Consider the following 14,690-nt stretch of genomic DNA (forward strand, 5'->3'; position numbering starts at 1 on the left):
GGTGCTGTCTCCTGGATGGTTCAAGAAAAAGGCCTCATGCGGTCGGCATGAAGCCTCTTTGTTGAACTGACGGATCAGAATGCCCCGGCGTTTCGCGGGGAACACCGCGGAACCGGCTTTGCCGGGCCGCAGGTGTTGCCCCCTCGGAGAGGGGGTTGGCGAAGCACACGAAGTGCGCGAAGCCCGGGGTCAGTCAATCATTCGCGTAGATGTCCACGTCCTTCGTTTCGCGGATGAACAGCGTGCCGATCACCAGGGTGACGGCCGCGATGATGATCGGGTACCAGAGGCCGTTGTACATGTTGCCGGTCGAGGCCACGATGGCGAAGGCGGTGGTGGGCAGCAGGCCGCCGAACCAGCCGTTGCCGATGTGGTACGGCAGGCTCATCGAGGTGTAGCGGATGCGCGTGGGGAACATCTCGACCAGCATCGCGGCGATCGGGCCGTAGACCATGGTCACCAGCAGCACCAGCCAGAACAGCAGCACCACGGTCATGACCTTGTTCATCTTCGCGGGGTCGGCCTTGCTCGGGTAGCCGGCGATCTTCAGGTCCTCGGCCACGCCCTTTTTGAAGGCGGCGATTTCCTTGGCGGAGCTTTCGTCGAACTTGAGGTTCACGACGTTGCCGATCGGTGCTTCCACCGTCTTGTCGCCGATCTTCACGACGGCCTTCGAACCCGGCGCGCCGGCCACGTTCTCGTAGCTCACCGAGTTCTGCACGAGGTAGCGCTTGGCGATGTCGCACGAGCTCTTGAAGTCGATCTCGCGGGCCACCGGGTTGCCCTGGAACGAGCAGGTGGCGGGGTCGGCGGTGACGGTCACGCCGGCCGTGGCCTGCGCACGGGCCAGGTCGGGGTTGGCGGCTTCGGTCAGCATCTTGAAGACCGGGAAGTACGTGACCACGGCCAGCAGGCAGCCGGCCATGATGATCGGCTTGCGGCCGATCTTGTCCGACAGCGTGCCGAAGATCACGAAGAAGGGCGTGCCCAGCAGCAGCGCGGCCGCGATCATCAGGTTGGCCGTGGTCGCATCGACCTTCAGCTGCGCCGTGAGGAAGAAGAGCGCGTAGAACTGGCCCGAGTACCACACCACCGCCTGGCCGGCCGTGAGGCCGACCAGCGCCAGGATGACGATCTTCAGGTTCTTCCACTGGCCGAAGGACTCGGCGAGCGGCGCCTTCGAGGTCTTGCCCTCGGCCTTCATCTTCTGGAAGGCGGGCGATTCCGACAGCGTCAGGCGGATCCACACCGAGATGCCCAGCAGCAGGATCGACACCAGGAACGGCACGCGCCAGCCCCAGTCGTTGAACACCGCTTCACCCAGGCCTTCGCGCACGCCCAGGATCACCAGCAGGCTCAGGAACAGGCCGAGCGTGGCGGTGGTCTGGATCCACGAGGTGTAGGCACCGCGCTTGCCGTGCGGCGAGTGCTCGGCCACGTAGGTGGCGGCACCGCCGTACTCGCCGCCGAGCGCCAGGCCCTGCAGCATGCGCAGCGCGATCAGGATCACCGGCGCGGCGACGCCGATGGTCGCGTAGCTGGGCAGCAGGCCGACGATGAAGGTCGACAGGCCCATGATCAGGATCGTCACCAGGAAGGTGTACTTGCGCCCGATCATGTCGCCCAGGCGGCCGAACACGATGGCGCCGAACGGGCGCACCAGGAAGCCGGCGGCGAACGCCAGCAGCGCGAAGATGAAGGCCGCGCCCGCATCCAGGCCGCTGAAGAACTGCTTCGCGATGATCGCGGCGAGCGAGCCGTAGAGGTAGAAGTCGTACCACTCGAACACGGTGCCGAGCGAGGAAGCGAAGATGACCTTCTTCTCCTCCGCTGACATGGGCCGGGGGGCCGGATGCGGCACTCCCCGTGAATCTAGTGTGGCTGCCATGGATCGTCTCCTGTGTGTATGCGTTCATCCGGCACCCGATAACCGGGACCGTGCGGCATTCTTGGAGGCGCGACTGACCCGAGACTTTCGCGAAACTGAACCGACGCTTACGAATTAGGGTGAAACCCGCGTGGCGCGTTTCAGCCTGTAGGAAATCGCAGCCCTGCTCGGGTTTGTCCTCAGGCCCTGCTGCCGTGCAGCAAAGCGCTCAGGACTTGCTGCGCAGCAACGACGGGCGCTGGTCGGCTTCGGTCCATTGCGGACCGTCGAACCAGGCGTCGCCCAGCAGGTACGCACGCAGCATCGCGAGGCCGTCGAAGCCCCAGAAGAGGCGGCCATCGACCACGTACGCCGGCGTGCCGAACACGCCGAGCTGCAGCGCCTCGTCGGTGTTGCGCTTGAGCAGGGCCTTGCTCTCGTCGCTGCCGGCGTCGCGCTTCGGCTTGAGCTGCGCGGCGAGCGCCGCGAGGCGCGCGGGATCGCCAGCTTCCTCGCCGCCGTTCCATACATGGCGGAAGACGGTCTCGGCCACGAGCCGGCTGATGCTGCCGTCGTCGCTCGTCGACAGCGCCAGGCGCAGGTGCGCCAGCGGGTTGTAGGGATGCGAGGCCGGCATCTCGATGCGGATGCCGTGCGCGTGGCCCAGCCACAGCACGTGCCGGTAGGTCCAGCTGCGCTTCGACGGGATCTCCGCCGGGCCGAGCTGGCCGTGCTGCTTGAGCAGAGCGCCCAGCAGCACCGGCTTGTAGGCCACGCTGAAGCTCAGGCCTTCGAGCGCCTCGGGCAGGTGCTCGAACGCGAGGTGCGCGTAGGGCGAGATGAAGTCGAGATAGAAGTCGATGTGCTTCATGGGGCGTTGTCTCCTGGCGCGCGCCAGATGCCGGCCCGCGCGCGCAACTCTATCGCGCGCCACACGTGGCGCCGCGTCTCGTCTTCCATCCTGCTCCAGCCGGCGATCTCGGGGATGGTGCGCAGGCAGCCTTCGCAGAAGCCGCTCAGGCGGTCCATGCGGCAGACCGAGGAACACGGCGACGGCACCGCGTCGGCCCCGGCCTGCACGGCCACGGCGCGCCCGGCCAGCGTTTCAGCCGCGTCGAAGTTCACACCACGTCGGCCACCGGCGCGCCGGTGAGCTTCTCGAGATCGTGCGGACGCAGCTGGAACACCGCATGCGGATGGCCCGCAGCTGCCCAGATCTCCTCGAAGCGGAACAGCTCGCGGTCGATCAGGACCACCGGCTTGGTCACATGCCCCACCGGCGACACGCCGCCGATGGTGAAGCCGGTGCGCGACTTCACGAAGTCGGCGTCGGCGCGGCCGGTCTTGCCGACCAGTGCATCGACCTTCTTCTCGTCGACGCGCTTGTCGCCCGAGGTGATGACCAGCACCGCCGCCTCGTCGCTCTTGCGCCTGAAGATGATGCTCTTGGCGATCTGCCCCACGGAGATGCCGAGTGCATCGGCGGCCTGCTGCGCGGTGCGGCATGCGTCATCGAGCATGCGCGGCGAGTGGGGATGGCCGGCATCCTGGAGCACGCGGGAAACGCGCTGGACGCCGTCGGGAAGGGAATGGAGTTCGGAACCGCACATGCCCCGAGCATACGAAAAGGCTTCGTCTACCGCTGCCGGATGCTGCCGCCACCCTTGCGGCAGCGCACCAATTCGGCGAATCCGGCGACCGGCCGGCGCACGAGACCCGTGCGCCGGCCCATGACGCCGGTACCTGCGCGGTGCGGAACCGGTCGCAGGCCCCGGATTCCCGGAATTCAGATTGCGGCACGGATATTGCTGCACCCAAGGCGTGGGCACGCTGACCTGATGGCGCGTCCACAGTGCCTCCGCTAACGACGGCGGGGTTCGAGCGAGCCGAGGGCCCACCAGCCAGCGGCTCGTCTGCTCCAACCCAACTTCGCATCCGTTCCTTCGCGGGGGTCCCACTGCAGCCGTCCATCCACCGGGCGGCCGCAGGCGGGCCGCAGCTTCCCGGGGCGGTTGCGTGCAGGACCCGCAATGAAGATCGCAGTCATCGGCCACGGCATGGTCGGCCACAAATTCCTCGAGCAGCTCCACGAGCTCGGCATCGCCGACGCGCAGGTCACCGTGCTGTGCGAAGAGCCACGTCCGGCGTACGACCGGGTGCACCTGTCCGAATTCTTCGCTGGCAAGACGGCCGAGGACCTGTCGCTCGTCGAGCCCGGCTTCTTCGAGCGCAGCGGCTTCACGCTGCGGCTGGCCGCGCGCGCGGCCGCGATCGAACGCCGCAACAACACCGTGACCACCGCCGACGGCGAGGTGATCGCGTACGACAAGCTGGTGCTGGCCACCGGCTCCTTCCCCTTCGTGCCCGCGGTGCCCGGCCGCGACCGGCCGAACTGCTTCGTCTACCGCACCATCGAGGACCTCGAGGCCATGAAGGCCTGCGGCGCGAGATCGCGCAGCGGCGTCGTCGTGGGCGGCGGCCTGCTGGGACTGGAATGCGCCAAGGCGCTGCGCGACATGGGCCTGGAAACCCACGTCGTGGAGTTCGCGCCGCGCCTGATGGCGGTGCAGGTCGACGAAGGCGGCGGCCGTGCCCTGCGCAACAGCATCGAGGACCTGGGCCTGCACGTGCACACCGGCCGCAACACGGTGGAGATCACCGACGGCGCCACCGCGCGCCACCGCATGGTGTTCGCCGACGGCACGCACCTCGAGACCGACATGATCGTGTTCTCCGCCGGCATCCGCCCGCGCGACGAACTGGCGCGCCAGAGCGTGCTGGCGGTCGGCCCGCGCGGCGGCGTGGCGGTGGACAGCCACTGCCGCACCAGCGACCGCGACATCTACGCGATCGGCGAATGCGCCTCGTGGAACGAGCAGACCTTCGGCCTCGTCGCACCCGGCTACGACATGGCCCGCGTGGCTGCGAGACACATCGCGGGCGAGGCCGACGCGGCTTTCACCGGCGCCGACATGAGCACCAAGCTCAAGCTGATGGGCGTGGACGTGGCCAGCATCGGCGACGCGCACGGCAGGACGCCGAAGTCGCGCGCCTACCAGTACATCGACGAGCGCAAGCAGATCTACAAGAAGATCGTCGTCAGCGAGGACGGCAAGCAGCTGCTGGGCGCGGTGCTCGTGGGCGACGCCTCCGAATACGGCACGCTGCTGCAGATGGCGCTCAACGGCATCGCGCTGCCGGCCGACCCCGAGTTCCTGATCCTGCCGTCGAGCGACGGCAAGGCCAGGCCCGGCCTGGGCGTCGACGCGTTGCCCGACACCGCGCAGATCTGCTCGTGCAACAACGTCACCAAGGGCTGGATCTGCGAGGCCGTGGGCCAGGGCGTGTGCACCAGCGCCGAAATGAAGGCCTGCACCAAGGCCGGCGCCACGTGCGGCGGCTGCGTGCCGCTCGTCACGCAGGTGATGAAGATGGAGATGGCCCGGCGCGGCATGGCCGTCGACAACCACCTGTGCGAGCACTTCCCCTACTCGCGCCAGGAGCTGTACCACCTGGTGCGCGTGGGCGAGATCCGCAGCTTCGCCGACCTGCTGGCGAAGCACGGCAAGGGCCTGGGCTGCGACATCTGCAAGCCGACCGCCGCGAGCATCTTCGCGTCGTGCTGGAACGAGTTCGTGCTCAAGAAGGACCTGGCCGCGCTGCAGGACAGCAACGACTACTTCCTCGGCAACATCCAGAAGGACGGCACCTATTCGGTGGTGCCGCGCATGCCGGGCGGCGAGGTCACGCCCGACGGGCTGATCGCGGTGGGCCAGGTGGCGAAGAAGTACGGCCTGTACACCAAGATCACCGGCGGTGCGCGCGTGGACATGTTCGGTGCGCGCGTCGAACAGCTCCCCGCCATCTGGGAAGAGCTGATCGCGGCGGGCTTCGAGTCGGGCCACGCCTACGGCAAGTCGCTGCGCACCGTGAAGAGCTGCGTCGGCTCGACCTGGTGCCGCTACGGCGTGGACGACAGCGTGGGCCTGGCCGTGGAGCTGGAGAACCGCTACAAGGGCCTGCGCGCGCCGCACAAGATCAAGTTCGGCGTCTCGGGCTGCACCCGCGAATGCGCCGAGGCACAGGGCAAGGACGTCGGCATCATCGCCACCGACAAGGGCTGGAACCTGTACGTGTGCGGCAACGGCGGCATGAAGCCGCGCCATGCCGAGCTGCTGGCCAGCGACCTCACCAAGGCCGAGCTGATTCGCCTGATCGACCGCTTCCTGATGTTCTACGTGCGCACCGCCGACCGGCTGCAGCGCACCAGCACCTGGCGCGAGAACCTCGAGGGCGGCCTCGACTACCTCAAGGGCGTGCTGCTGCAGGACACGCTGGGCCTGGGCGGCGAGCTCGAGACCCAGATGCAGCGCGTGGTCGACACCTACCAGTGCGAATGGAAGACCGCGGTGAACGACCCTGCCACACGCCAGCGCTTCCGCTCCTTCGTCAACAGCGAGAAGCCCGACGAGCACATCGTGTTCGTGCAGGAACGCGGGCAGATCCGGCCGGCGCGCGCAGAAGAGCGCGAACGCGGCGAAGCGGCCGACGTGTCGATGGCCTGAATCCCGCAACCACACCCCGAGGAAAGCCTCCATGACCCAAGCCAATCTCCGATGGACCCCAGTGTGCGCCGCCACCGACATCCTCCCCGACACCGGCGTGTGCGCGCTGGTCGACGGCGTGCACGTGGCGATCTTCAGCGTCGGCCAGGAACAGGCGCTGTTCGCCATCGACAACGTCGATCCGAAGGCCAAGGCCAGCGTGCTCTCGCGCGGACTGGTCGGCAGCCTCGGCGACCGCATCGTGGTTGCGTCGCCGCTCTACAAGAACCACTTCGACCTGCGCAACGGCGAATGCATCGAGGCGCCCGAGCACTCGGTGCGCGCGCATGCGGTGCGCGTCCAGGAAGGCCGCGTGCTCGTCGCGCTGGCCTGAACCGCGGCCTTCGCCACTCTTCTCGTCCTCCGCGCTCTTCTCCGCTTTTTTTTCGCTTCTCTCAAGGATCCCCATGGCCTATCTAGCCCCCGCCGAGTTCGTCACCAAGATGGTCGATGCCGGCGAATCCAAGCTGCTCATGTCCACCCGCGACACGCTCATCCGCTCGTACATGGCGGGCGCCATCCTCGCGCTGGCCGCCGCCTTCGCGGTGAGCATCACCGTGAACACCGGCAATGCGCTGGTGGGCGCGATGCTGTTCCCGGTCGGCTTCATCATGCTGTACCTGCTGGGCTTCGACCTGCTGACCGGCGTGTTCACGCTGGCACCGCTGGCCGTGTTCGACAAGCGTCCCGGCGCCACCTGGGGCGGTGTCATGCGCAACTGGGGCCTGGTGTTCGTCGGCAACTTCGCCGGCGCGCTGACGGTGGCGGTGTTCATGGCCGTCATCTTCACCTTCGGCTTCAGCGAGGCGCCCAACGCCATCGGCGAGCGGCTCGGCCACATCGGCGAAGGCCGCACGCTGGGCTACTCGGCGCACGGCGCGGCGGGCATGCTCACGCTGTTCATCCGCGGCGTGATGTGCAACTGGATGGTGTCGACCGGCGTGGTGGCCGCCATGATGTCGACCACCGTGTCGGGCAAGGCCATCGGCATGTGGATGCCAGTGATGATCTTCTTCTACATGGGCTTCGAACACTCGATCGTCAACATGTTCCTGTTTCCCACCGGCCTGATGCTCGGCGGCAAGTTCACGCTGATGGACTACCTGATCTGGAACGAACTCCCCACGGTGCTGGGCAACCTGGTGGGCGGGCTGACCTTCGTGGGCCTCACGCTCTACTCGACGCACTACAAGACGGCGCCCAAGCGCGTCCTCGGCTGATCCGCGCGCGCATGCCCGCCTCGCCCCGGAAGGCGCTGCGCGTCACGCTCGGCCAGCATTCGCTGGCCGGCGCCGGATCGCAGGTCAACCAGGACTTCCACGGCGCGATGCTGCCCGAGGGTGCGCTGCGCGCATCGAAGGGCATCGTGCTGGCCATCGCCGACGGTATCGGCTCCAGCCGCGTGAGCCAGGTCGCAAGCGCGGCGGCGGTGCGCGGCTTTCTCGACGACTACTGCGCAACCTCCGATGCATGGTCGGTACGGCGCTCCGCGCAGCGCGTGCTCGACGCCACCAACTCCTGGCTGCATGCGCAGACGATGCGCAGCGACGCGCGCTTCGACAAGGACAGCGGCTACGTCTGCACCTTCAGCGCGCTGATCGTGAAGGGCCGCGACGCCCACCTCCTGCACGTCGGCGACGCGCGCATCTACCGCCTGCACGCCCATGCGCTCGAACAGCTCACCGAAGACCACCGCGTGCACGTGTCGCCGGCCGAGTCGTACCTCGGCCGGGCGCTGGGCGCGGGCGCGCACGTGGAGATCGACTACCGCTGCTGGCCAGCCGAGGTGGGCGACGTCTACCTGCTGGCCACCGACGGTGCCCATGCGCAGCTCGACGTCGCCGCGGTGAACGAAGCGCTGGCGCGCTGCGGCGACGATCTCGACGCCGCAGCGCGCATGCTGGCGGAAGGCGCACAGGCCAGGGGCAGCGACGACGACAGCACCGTCCAGCTGTTGCGCATCGATGAACTGCCCGAGCCCGATGCGCCGCACGCGCAGCTGCAGCGGGAAGGCCTCGCGATGCCGCCGCAGCTCGCGCCGCGCGCCCGGTTCGAGGGCTTCACCCTGGTGCGCGACATCCACATGAGCGCGCGCAGCCATGTGTACCTGGCCACCGACGATGCCACCGGCCGGCCGGTGGTGCTGAAGCTGCCGTCGGTCGACCTGCGCGACGACGCCGACTACCTCGACCGCTTCGTGCTCGAGGAATGGGTGGCGCGGCGCATCGACAGCCCGCACGTGCTGAAGGCCGCGCCCATCGAGCGTGCGCGCGGCCACCTCTACGTGGCGATGGAGTACGTGGAAGGCCACACGCTGGCGCAGTGGATGGTCGACAACCCGCGCCCGGCACTCGACAGCGTGCGGGCCATCGTCGCGCAGCTGGCGCGCGGGCTGCAGGCGATGCACGGCAAGGAGATGCTGCACCAGGACCTTCGGCCCGAGAACGTGATGATCGACCGCGCGGGCACGGTGAAGCTCATCGACCTGGCGGCCGCGCATGTGGCGGGGCTTTCCGACGGCACCGGCGAGCGCCGGGCGCTGGCCATCGAGGGCACGCTGCAGTACACCGCGCCGGAGTACTTCACGGGCCAGGGCGGCACGGCGCGCTCGGACCTCTTCTCGCTCGCGGTGATCGCCTACCGGATGCTGGCCGGGCAGTTGCCCTATGGCCTGCAGGCATCGCGCATCCGTTCCGCTGCGGACGCCGGCCGGCTGCGCTACGTGCCGGTGCGCCACTTCCGCCCCGACCTGCCGTCCTGGGTCGATGCGGTGCTGCAGAAGGCGCTGCATCCGCAGGCCGCGAAGCGGCAGGAGGCGGTGTCGGAGTTCGTGCACGACCTCAAGGCGCCGGGCCCGGAATTTCTTCGCGCAAGGCCACCCGCGCTGATCGAGCGCCGGCCGGTGCTGTTCTGGCAATGCACCACCGTGCTGCTGGCCGCGGCCGTGGTGGTGCTGCTGGGGCTGCGCGCCTTCGGTCGCTGAAGACGCCGCCCCGTGCGTGGCTTCAGCCGGCCCGTTTGGTGCGGATGGCCTTCGACGCACGCGAGTTCGGCTCGCGGCCCAGCGCCTCGCTGATGTACGCGCCTGCGTCGATCAGCCTGTCGAGGTCGATGCCGGTTTCGATGCCCATGCCGTGCAGCATGTAGACCACGTCCTCGGTCGCGACATTGCCCGTCGCGCCCTTGGCGTAGGGGCAGCCGCCGAGGCCGGCCGAGGACGACTGGAAGTTCCACACACCCAGCTCGAGCGCCGCCAGCGTATTGACCAGCGCCTGCCCGTACGTGTCGTGGAAGTGGCCGGAAATGGCGTCGATGCCGAAGTGCGCCAGCGTGGCTTCCATGGCGGCCTGCACCTTGCGCGGCGTGCCCACGCCGATCGTGTCGGCCACGTCCACGCGCTGCACGCCAATGCCCTTCATCAGTTGCGCAAGGTAGCCGACCTTCTCCGGCGCGATCTCGCCTTCGTAGGGGCAGCCGACCGTGCACGACATCGCGCCGCGCACGGCGATGCCCTTGTCGAGCGCCGCGGCCACCACGGGCGCGAAGCGCTCGATGCTCTCGGCAATGGAGCAGTTGATGTTCTTCTGGCTGAAGGCCTCGCTCGCGGCGCCGAACACCACGATCTCGTCGGGCCACTCCTCGCGCGGTGCGGCGATGGCGGCCTCGAAGCCCTTCATGTTGGGCGTGAGCACCGAATAAAGGACGCCGGCCTTGCGCCGGATGCCGTGCATCACCTCGGCGTTGTCGGCCATCTGCGGCACCCACTTGGGCGACACGAAGCTGGTGACCTCGATTTCCTTCAGGCCCGCGTCCTGCAGGCGGTGCACGAGGCCGATCTTCACTTCGGCGGACACGGGCTGCTTTTCGTTCTGCAGGCCGTCGCGCGGACCGACGTCGATGAGTCTGACTTGGGTGGGGAGTTTCATGGGATGTCTCTTGTATCGCTGGGGGATGAAGACTGCTCCGGATTGTCGGCCACATGGCAATCCCTTGCCTGGTACAGAAGCCGGGGAAGGTAGCAATGCGCGCCTGCGAGGTTGCAAATGGCGCCAGCCTCCAGGTTCGGGCCGGCAGCAGGCCGGGGCCGCTAGGCTGTGTCGCGCTGCTCGAAGCCATCGGGCAGCGCCTGCGCCGCGATGGCGCCGGCCGGCTCGCCGGCATCGACCGTGTCCACGCGCGCGCCCTCCGGTCCGCGGCGCGCCCAGCGGACCAGTTCGTCCACCGCGAGTGCCTCGCCGGCCACCAGCGCTTCCACGCTGCCGTCACGCCGGTTCCGCACCCAGCCGCGCAGGCCGAGCCGCTTCGCGGCCTGCACCATCGACCAGCGATAGCCCACGCCCTGCACGAGGCCGCGGATGGCGAGATGGCGGACGACGGTGTTCATGCCTCGGCAGGAGTCATCAGTACGACTTGGGCAGCCCGAGCGCTTTCTCGGCGATGAAGTTCAGGATCATCTGCGGGCTGACGGGTGCGATGCGCGGAATGTAGCTCTCGCGCAGCAGCCGCTCCACATGGTATTCCTTCGCGTAGCCCATGCCACCCAGCGTGAGCACCGCGTTCTGGCAGGCGTCGTGCGCGGCCTCGGCCGCGAGGTACTTGGCGGCGTTGGCCTCGGTGCCGCAAGGCTCGCCCGCGTCGTACAGCGTGGCGGCCTTGAGCATCATCAGGTCAGCGGCCTCGAGGTTGGCCCAGGCGCGCGCGAGCGGGTGCGCCACGCCCTGGTTCTGTCCGATCGGCCGGCCGAACACCACGCGCTCCTGGGCGTATTGCGATGCGATGCGCAACGCCGCGCGGCCGATGCCGATCGCTTCCGCCGCGATCAATATGCGCTCGGGGTTCAGCCCGTGCAGGATGTACTCGAAGCCGCGCCCTTCCTCGCCGATGCGGTCTTCCTCCGGCACCTCGAGACCGTCGATGAAGAGCATGTTGGAGTCGACCGCCGCACGCCCGAGCTTGTGGATCTCGCGCACCTCGACGCGGCTGCGGTCCAGCGGCGTGTAGAACAGGGTGAGGCCCTGCGTGGGCTTCTTCGCCTGCTCGAGCGGCGTGGTGCGCGTGAGGATCAGCATGCGGTCGGCCACCTGCGCGGTCGAGATCCATATCTTGCGGCCGTGCAGCATGTAGCTGCCGTTCGGCTGGCGCACCGCCTGGGTCTTGAGGCTCGTGGTGTCCAGCCCCGCGTCTGGCTCGGTCACCGCGAAGCAGGCCTTCTCGGTGCCCGCGATGAGCGGCGGCAGGAAGCGCTGGCGCTGTTCCTCGCTGCCGAACACCACCACCGGGTTGAGCCCGAAGATGTTCATGTGCACCGACGACGCGCCCGACATGCCCGCGCCCGACGCGCTGATGGCACGCATCATCAGCGCCGCCTCGGTGATGCCGAGCCCCGCGCCGCCCTGCGCTTCGGGCATGGCGATGCCGAGCCAGCCGCTCTCGGCCACGGCGCGATGGAACGCGTGCGGGAACACGGCACGGTCGTCGTGGTCGCGCCAGTACTCGGCGGGGAAGTCCTCGCACAGCCGTTCGATGGCAGCGACCAGCGAGCGCTGGTCTTCGTTCAGGGAGAAATTCATGGGGCGCGGTCTTTCGTTGGATCGGGTTGCAGCGTGACGCCGCGCGCGAGCATCCGTTCGATGGCTTCGTCGGCGTAGCCGGCTTCGCGCAGCAGTTCCACGCTCTGCTCGCCGATGCGCGGCGTGGGCCGGCGGATGGCCGTGGGCGTGGCGCTGTAGCGACCGACCGGCGCCAGGGTGCGGATGCGGCCTTCGCTCGGATGCTCGAACTCGGGATAGAAATCGACGGCGCGCAGGTGCGGGTCGTCGAGCAGGCTCTCGGTGCTGTGCAGGCGCGCGACGGGAATGTCGGCGGCATCGAGCGCGGCGAACCATTCGTCGCTCGTGCGCGTGGCCATCACCTCGGCGACGAAGGCGTACACCGCGCCGATGTTCGCGGCGCGCGCGGTGTGCGTGCCGAACATCGGCGATCCGCGCAGATCGGGCCGGCCGATCACGTCGAAGAAGGCCTGCCAGTGCTTGTCGTTGTAGATCAGCACGCTGAGGTGGCCGTCGGATGTCGCATAGGGCTTGCGGTGCGGCGCGAGCAGGCGCGCGTAGCCGGTGGGGCCGATGGGCGGCTCGAAGCTGTGGCCGCCGAGATGGTCGCCCATCACGAACTGCGAGAGCGCCTCGAACATCGGCACCTCCACCGCCTGGCCCCGACCGGTGCGCTGCGCGTGCAGCACGGCCGCGAGCAGCGCGATGGCCGCCTGCAGGCCCACGGCGCGGTCGGCGAGCGTGACCGGCGCGTAGCGCGGATCGCCGCCGCTTTGCTGCGCGAACAGCGAGGCCACGCCCGCCGCGCCCTGGATGAGGTCGTCGTACGCGGGCTTGCCGGCGTAGGGGCCCTGCTCGCCGTAGCCGAAGGCGCCGAGATAGACGATCTTCGGGTTCGCCGCGGACACCGCGTCGTAGCCCAGCCCCAGCCGCGCCATCGCCTGGGGCCGCGTGTTGTAGATCAGCGCATCGCAGCCGGCAGCAAGCTTCAGGCAGGCCTCGCGGCCTTCGGGCTGCTTGAGGTCGAGCACGATCGACCGCTTGTTGCGGTTGAGGTGCATCGCCATCGCCCCCATGCCGGCGTTGCGCATCGGTCCGACCGCCCGCAGGTTGTCGCCGGCCGGCGGCTCGACCTTGATGACGTCGGCACCGAGGTCGCCGAGGGTTTGCGTGGCATAGGGGCCCATCACCACAGCGGTGAGGTCGAGGATGCGGATGCCCTGGAGAGGTCCGGAGGCGTTCATGTCTTCGCTCCTTCCCCCGCTGGCGGAAGGTTGGGATGGGGGCAGGCAGGGCGCCCGACGGAGACGCCGCGTGCCCCCACTCCTGCCCTCCCCAAAAGGGGGAGGGAGCAAGACAACGGGACCACACACGAGCGGCGCATCTGCATTGCTCCTTCCCCCGCTGGGGGAAGGTTGGGATGGGGGCAGGCAGAGCGCCCGATGGACACGCCGCTTGCCCCCACCCCTGCCCTCCCCCAAAGGGGGAGGGAGAAAGACAGCGGGCACACGCACGAGCGACGCATCTGAATCGCTCCTTCCCCCGCTGGGGGAAGGTTGGGATGGGGGCAGGCAGGGCGTTCGATAAAGGCGCCGCGTGCCACTACCCCTGCCCTCCGCCAGAGGCGAAGAAAGAAAGTCGGTTCGCTCATTCCGGCTGGATTCCCGCAGCCTGGATCAGCTTCTTCCACTTCGCCAGTTCCGACACCGTGAACGCGCCAAGCTCCTCCGGCGTGCTGCCGAATGCATCGAAGCCGAGCTTGCTCACGCGCTCTCGGAACACCGTGCCGTTGGCCATGTCCGACAGCGCCTTGTTGAGCTTGCGCACGATGTCCTTCGGCGTACCGGCCGGTGCGAACACGCCGTTCCACGAGGTGATGTCGAAGCCCTTGAGCTCGGGCGTGTCGGCCAGTGGCGGCAGTTCGGGAAAGAGCTTGGTGCGCTCCTGCGTGGTCACCGCGATCGCGCGCATCTTGCCGGCCTTCACCGTGGCCAGCCCCGCAGCGAGGTCGACCACCATCATCGACACCTGTCCGCCGATCAGGTCGGCGATGGCGGGCGGCGTGCTCTTGTACGGCACGTGCAGCATCGGCACGCCGCTCATGCGCGACAGCGTCGCGCCGCTCACGATGCCGGTGCTGTTGCCGCTCGCGTAGGTCAGCTTGCCCGGATGCGCGCGGCCCCAGGCCAGCAGCTCGGCCACGTTCTTCACCGGCAGCTCGTTGTTCACCACGAGCATGAACGGCAGGTTGCCCATGCGGCTGACCGGCGCGAAGTCCTTCACCGGGTCGTAGAGCAGCGACTTCATCAGGCTCGGGTTGGCCGAGTGCGTGGTGTTGGTCGTCATGAACAGCGTGTAGCCGTCGGGCGGCGCCTTGGCCACCAGCTCGGCGGCGATCACGCCGTTGGCGCCTGCGCGGTTGTCCACGATGACCGAGGCCTTGAGCGCCTCGCCGAGCATCTGGCCCGTGATGCGCGCGACCGCGTCGGTGCCGCTGCCGGCCGCGAACGGCACGACGAGCTTGATCGGCAGCTTCGGATAGGCGTCCTGCGCAAAGGCCCAGGGCACGGCACTCGCGAGGCCCGTGGCGGCGCCGATGGAAATGAAACGGCGGCGGTTCGCCACCGCGGCGGATTGGCCCGCCGCGTTCTTCGTCGTCTTCATGCTTGC

The 14,690-nt window shown here is 68.5% G+C and carries 13 protein-coding genes; 4 read left to right on the forward strand and 9 right to left on the reverse strand.

The genetic code is table 11. The features are described from left to right. Positions 1–193: 193 nt before the first annotated feature. From AACL56_RS25520 to AACL56_RS25535, 4 genes are all read right to left on the reverse strand, one after another. Positions 194–1,888 (reverse strand): MFS transporter, encoded by a 1,695-nt coding sequence (locus AACL56_RS25520; protein ID WP_339092581.1) that lies wholly within the window; start codon positions 1,886–1,888, stop codon positions 194–196. 208 nt (positions 1,889–2,096) lie between these two features. Continuing rightward, complete coding sequence (locus AACL56_RS25525; protein WP_339092582.1) at positions 2,097–2,738, reverse strand: 2-hydroxychromene-2-carboxylate isomerase; 642 nt, start codon at positions 2,736–2,738, stop codon at positions 2,097–2,099. After that, positions 2,735–2,992 carry a DUF1289 domain-containing protein gene (locus AACL56_RS25530; protein WP_339092583.1) on the reverse strand — a complete coding sequence of 86 codons (258 nt, stop codon included), beginning with the start codon at positions 2,990–2,992 and terminating at the stop codon, positions 2,735–2,737. The genes AACL56_RS25525 and AACL56_RS25530 overlap by 4 nt, the downstream gene beginning before the upstream one ends. Beyond that, positions 2,989–3,477: a YbaK/EbsC family protein gene (locus AACL56_RS25535; protein WP_339092584.1), complete on the reverse strand. Its 489-nt coding sequence runs from the start codon at positions 3,475–3,477 to the stop codon at positions 2,989–2,991. Before AACL56_RS25535 ends, AACL56_RS25530 begins: the two co-directional genes overlap by 4 nt. A gap of 420 nt (positions 3,478–3,897) precedes the next feature. Between AACL56_RS25535 and nirB the strand changes: the two genes are divergently transcribed. The 4 genes from nirB (at position 3,898) to AACL56_RS25555 (ending at position 9,454) form a co-directional block, all read left to right on the forward strand. Continuing rightward, entirely contained in the window at positions 3,898–6,432 is a 2,535-nt protein-coding gene (gene nirB / locus AACL56_RS25540; RefSeq protein ID WP_339092585.1) for a nitrite reductase large subunit NirB, read from the forward strand. Between the two features lie 31 nt (positions 6,433–6,463). After that, entirely contained in the window at positions 6,464–6,805 is a 342-nt protein-coding gene (nirD, locus tag AACL56_RS25545) for a nitrite reductase small subunit NirD (RefSeq protein WP_339092586.1), read from the forward strand. A 73-nt stretch (positions 6,806–6,878) separates the two neighbouring features. Further along, a complete protein-coding gene (locus AACL56_RS25550; RefSeq protein ID WP_339092587.1) occupies positions 6,879–7,691 on the forward strand; it encodes a formate/nitrite transporter family protein in 813 nt (270 codons plus the stop codon). An 11-nt stretch (positions 7,692–7,702) separates the two neighbouring features. Further along, on the forward strand, positions 7,703–9,454 hold the full coding sequence (locus AACL56_RS25555) for a bifunctional protein-serine/threonine kinase/phosphatase (protein WP_339092588.1): 1,752 nt from the start codon (positions 7,703–7,705) through the stop codon (positions 9,452–9,454). 22 nt (positions 9,455–9,476) lie between these two features. Here the strand turns inward: AACL56_RS25555 and AACL56_RS25560 are convergent, their stop codons facing one another. The 5 genes from AACL56_RS25560 to AACL56_RS25580 all read right to left on the reverse strand — a co-directional run bounded on the left by AACL56_RS25560 (position 9,477) and on the right by AACL56_RS25580 (position 14,684). Next, a complete protein-coding gene (locus AACL56_RS25560) occupies positions 9,477–10,397 on the reverse strand; it encodes a hydroxymethylglutaryl-CoA lyase (protein WP_339092589.1) in 921 nt (306 codons plus the stop codon). Between the two features lie 161 nt (positions 10,398–10,558). Beyond that, positions 10,559–10,855 (reverse strand): acylphosphatase, encoded by a 297-nt coding sequence (locus tag AACL56_RS25565; RefSeq protein ID WP_339092590.1) that lies wholly within the window; start codon positions 10,853–10,855, stop codon positions 10,559–10,561. A gap of 16 nt (positions 10,856–10,871) precedes the next feature. After that, positions 10,872–12,041 (reverse strand): acyl-CoA dehydrogenase family protein, encoded by a 1,170-nt coding sequence (locus AACL56_RS25570; protein ID WP_339092591.1) that lies wholly within the window; start codon positions 12,039–12,041, stop codon positions 10,872–10,874. Further along, entirely contained in the window at positions 12,038–13,264 is a 1,227-nt protein-coding gene (locus tag AACL56_RS25575; RefSeq protein ID WP_339092592.1) for a CaiB/BaiF CoA transferase family protein, read from the reverse strand. Before AACL56_RS25575 ends, AACL56_RS25570 begins: the two co-directional genes overlap by 4 nt. Before the next feature lie 403 nt (positions 13,265–13,667). Next, complete coding sequence (locus AACL56_RS25580) at positions 13,668–14,684, reverse strand: Bug family tripartite tricarboxylate transporter substrate binding protein (protein ID WP_339092593.1); 1,017 nt, start codon at positions 14,682–14,684, stop codon at positions 13,668–13,670. Positions 14,685–14,690: the final 6 nt, after the last annotated feature.

Source organism: Variovorax paradoxus, assembly GCF_902712855.1.
GTDB classification, from domain to species: Bacteria; Pseudomonadota; Gammaproteobacteria; order Burkholderiales; family Burkholderiaceae_C; genus Variovorax; species Variovorax paradoxus_Q.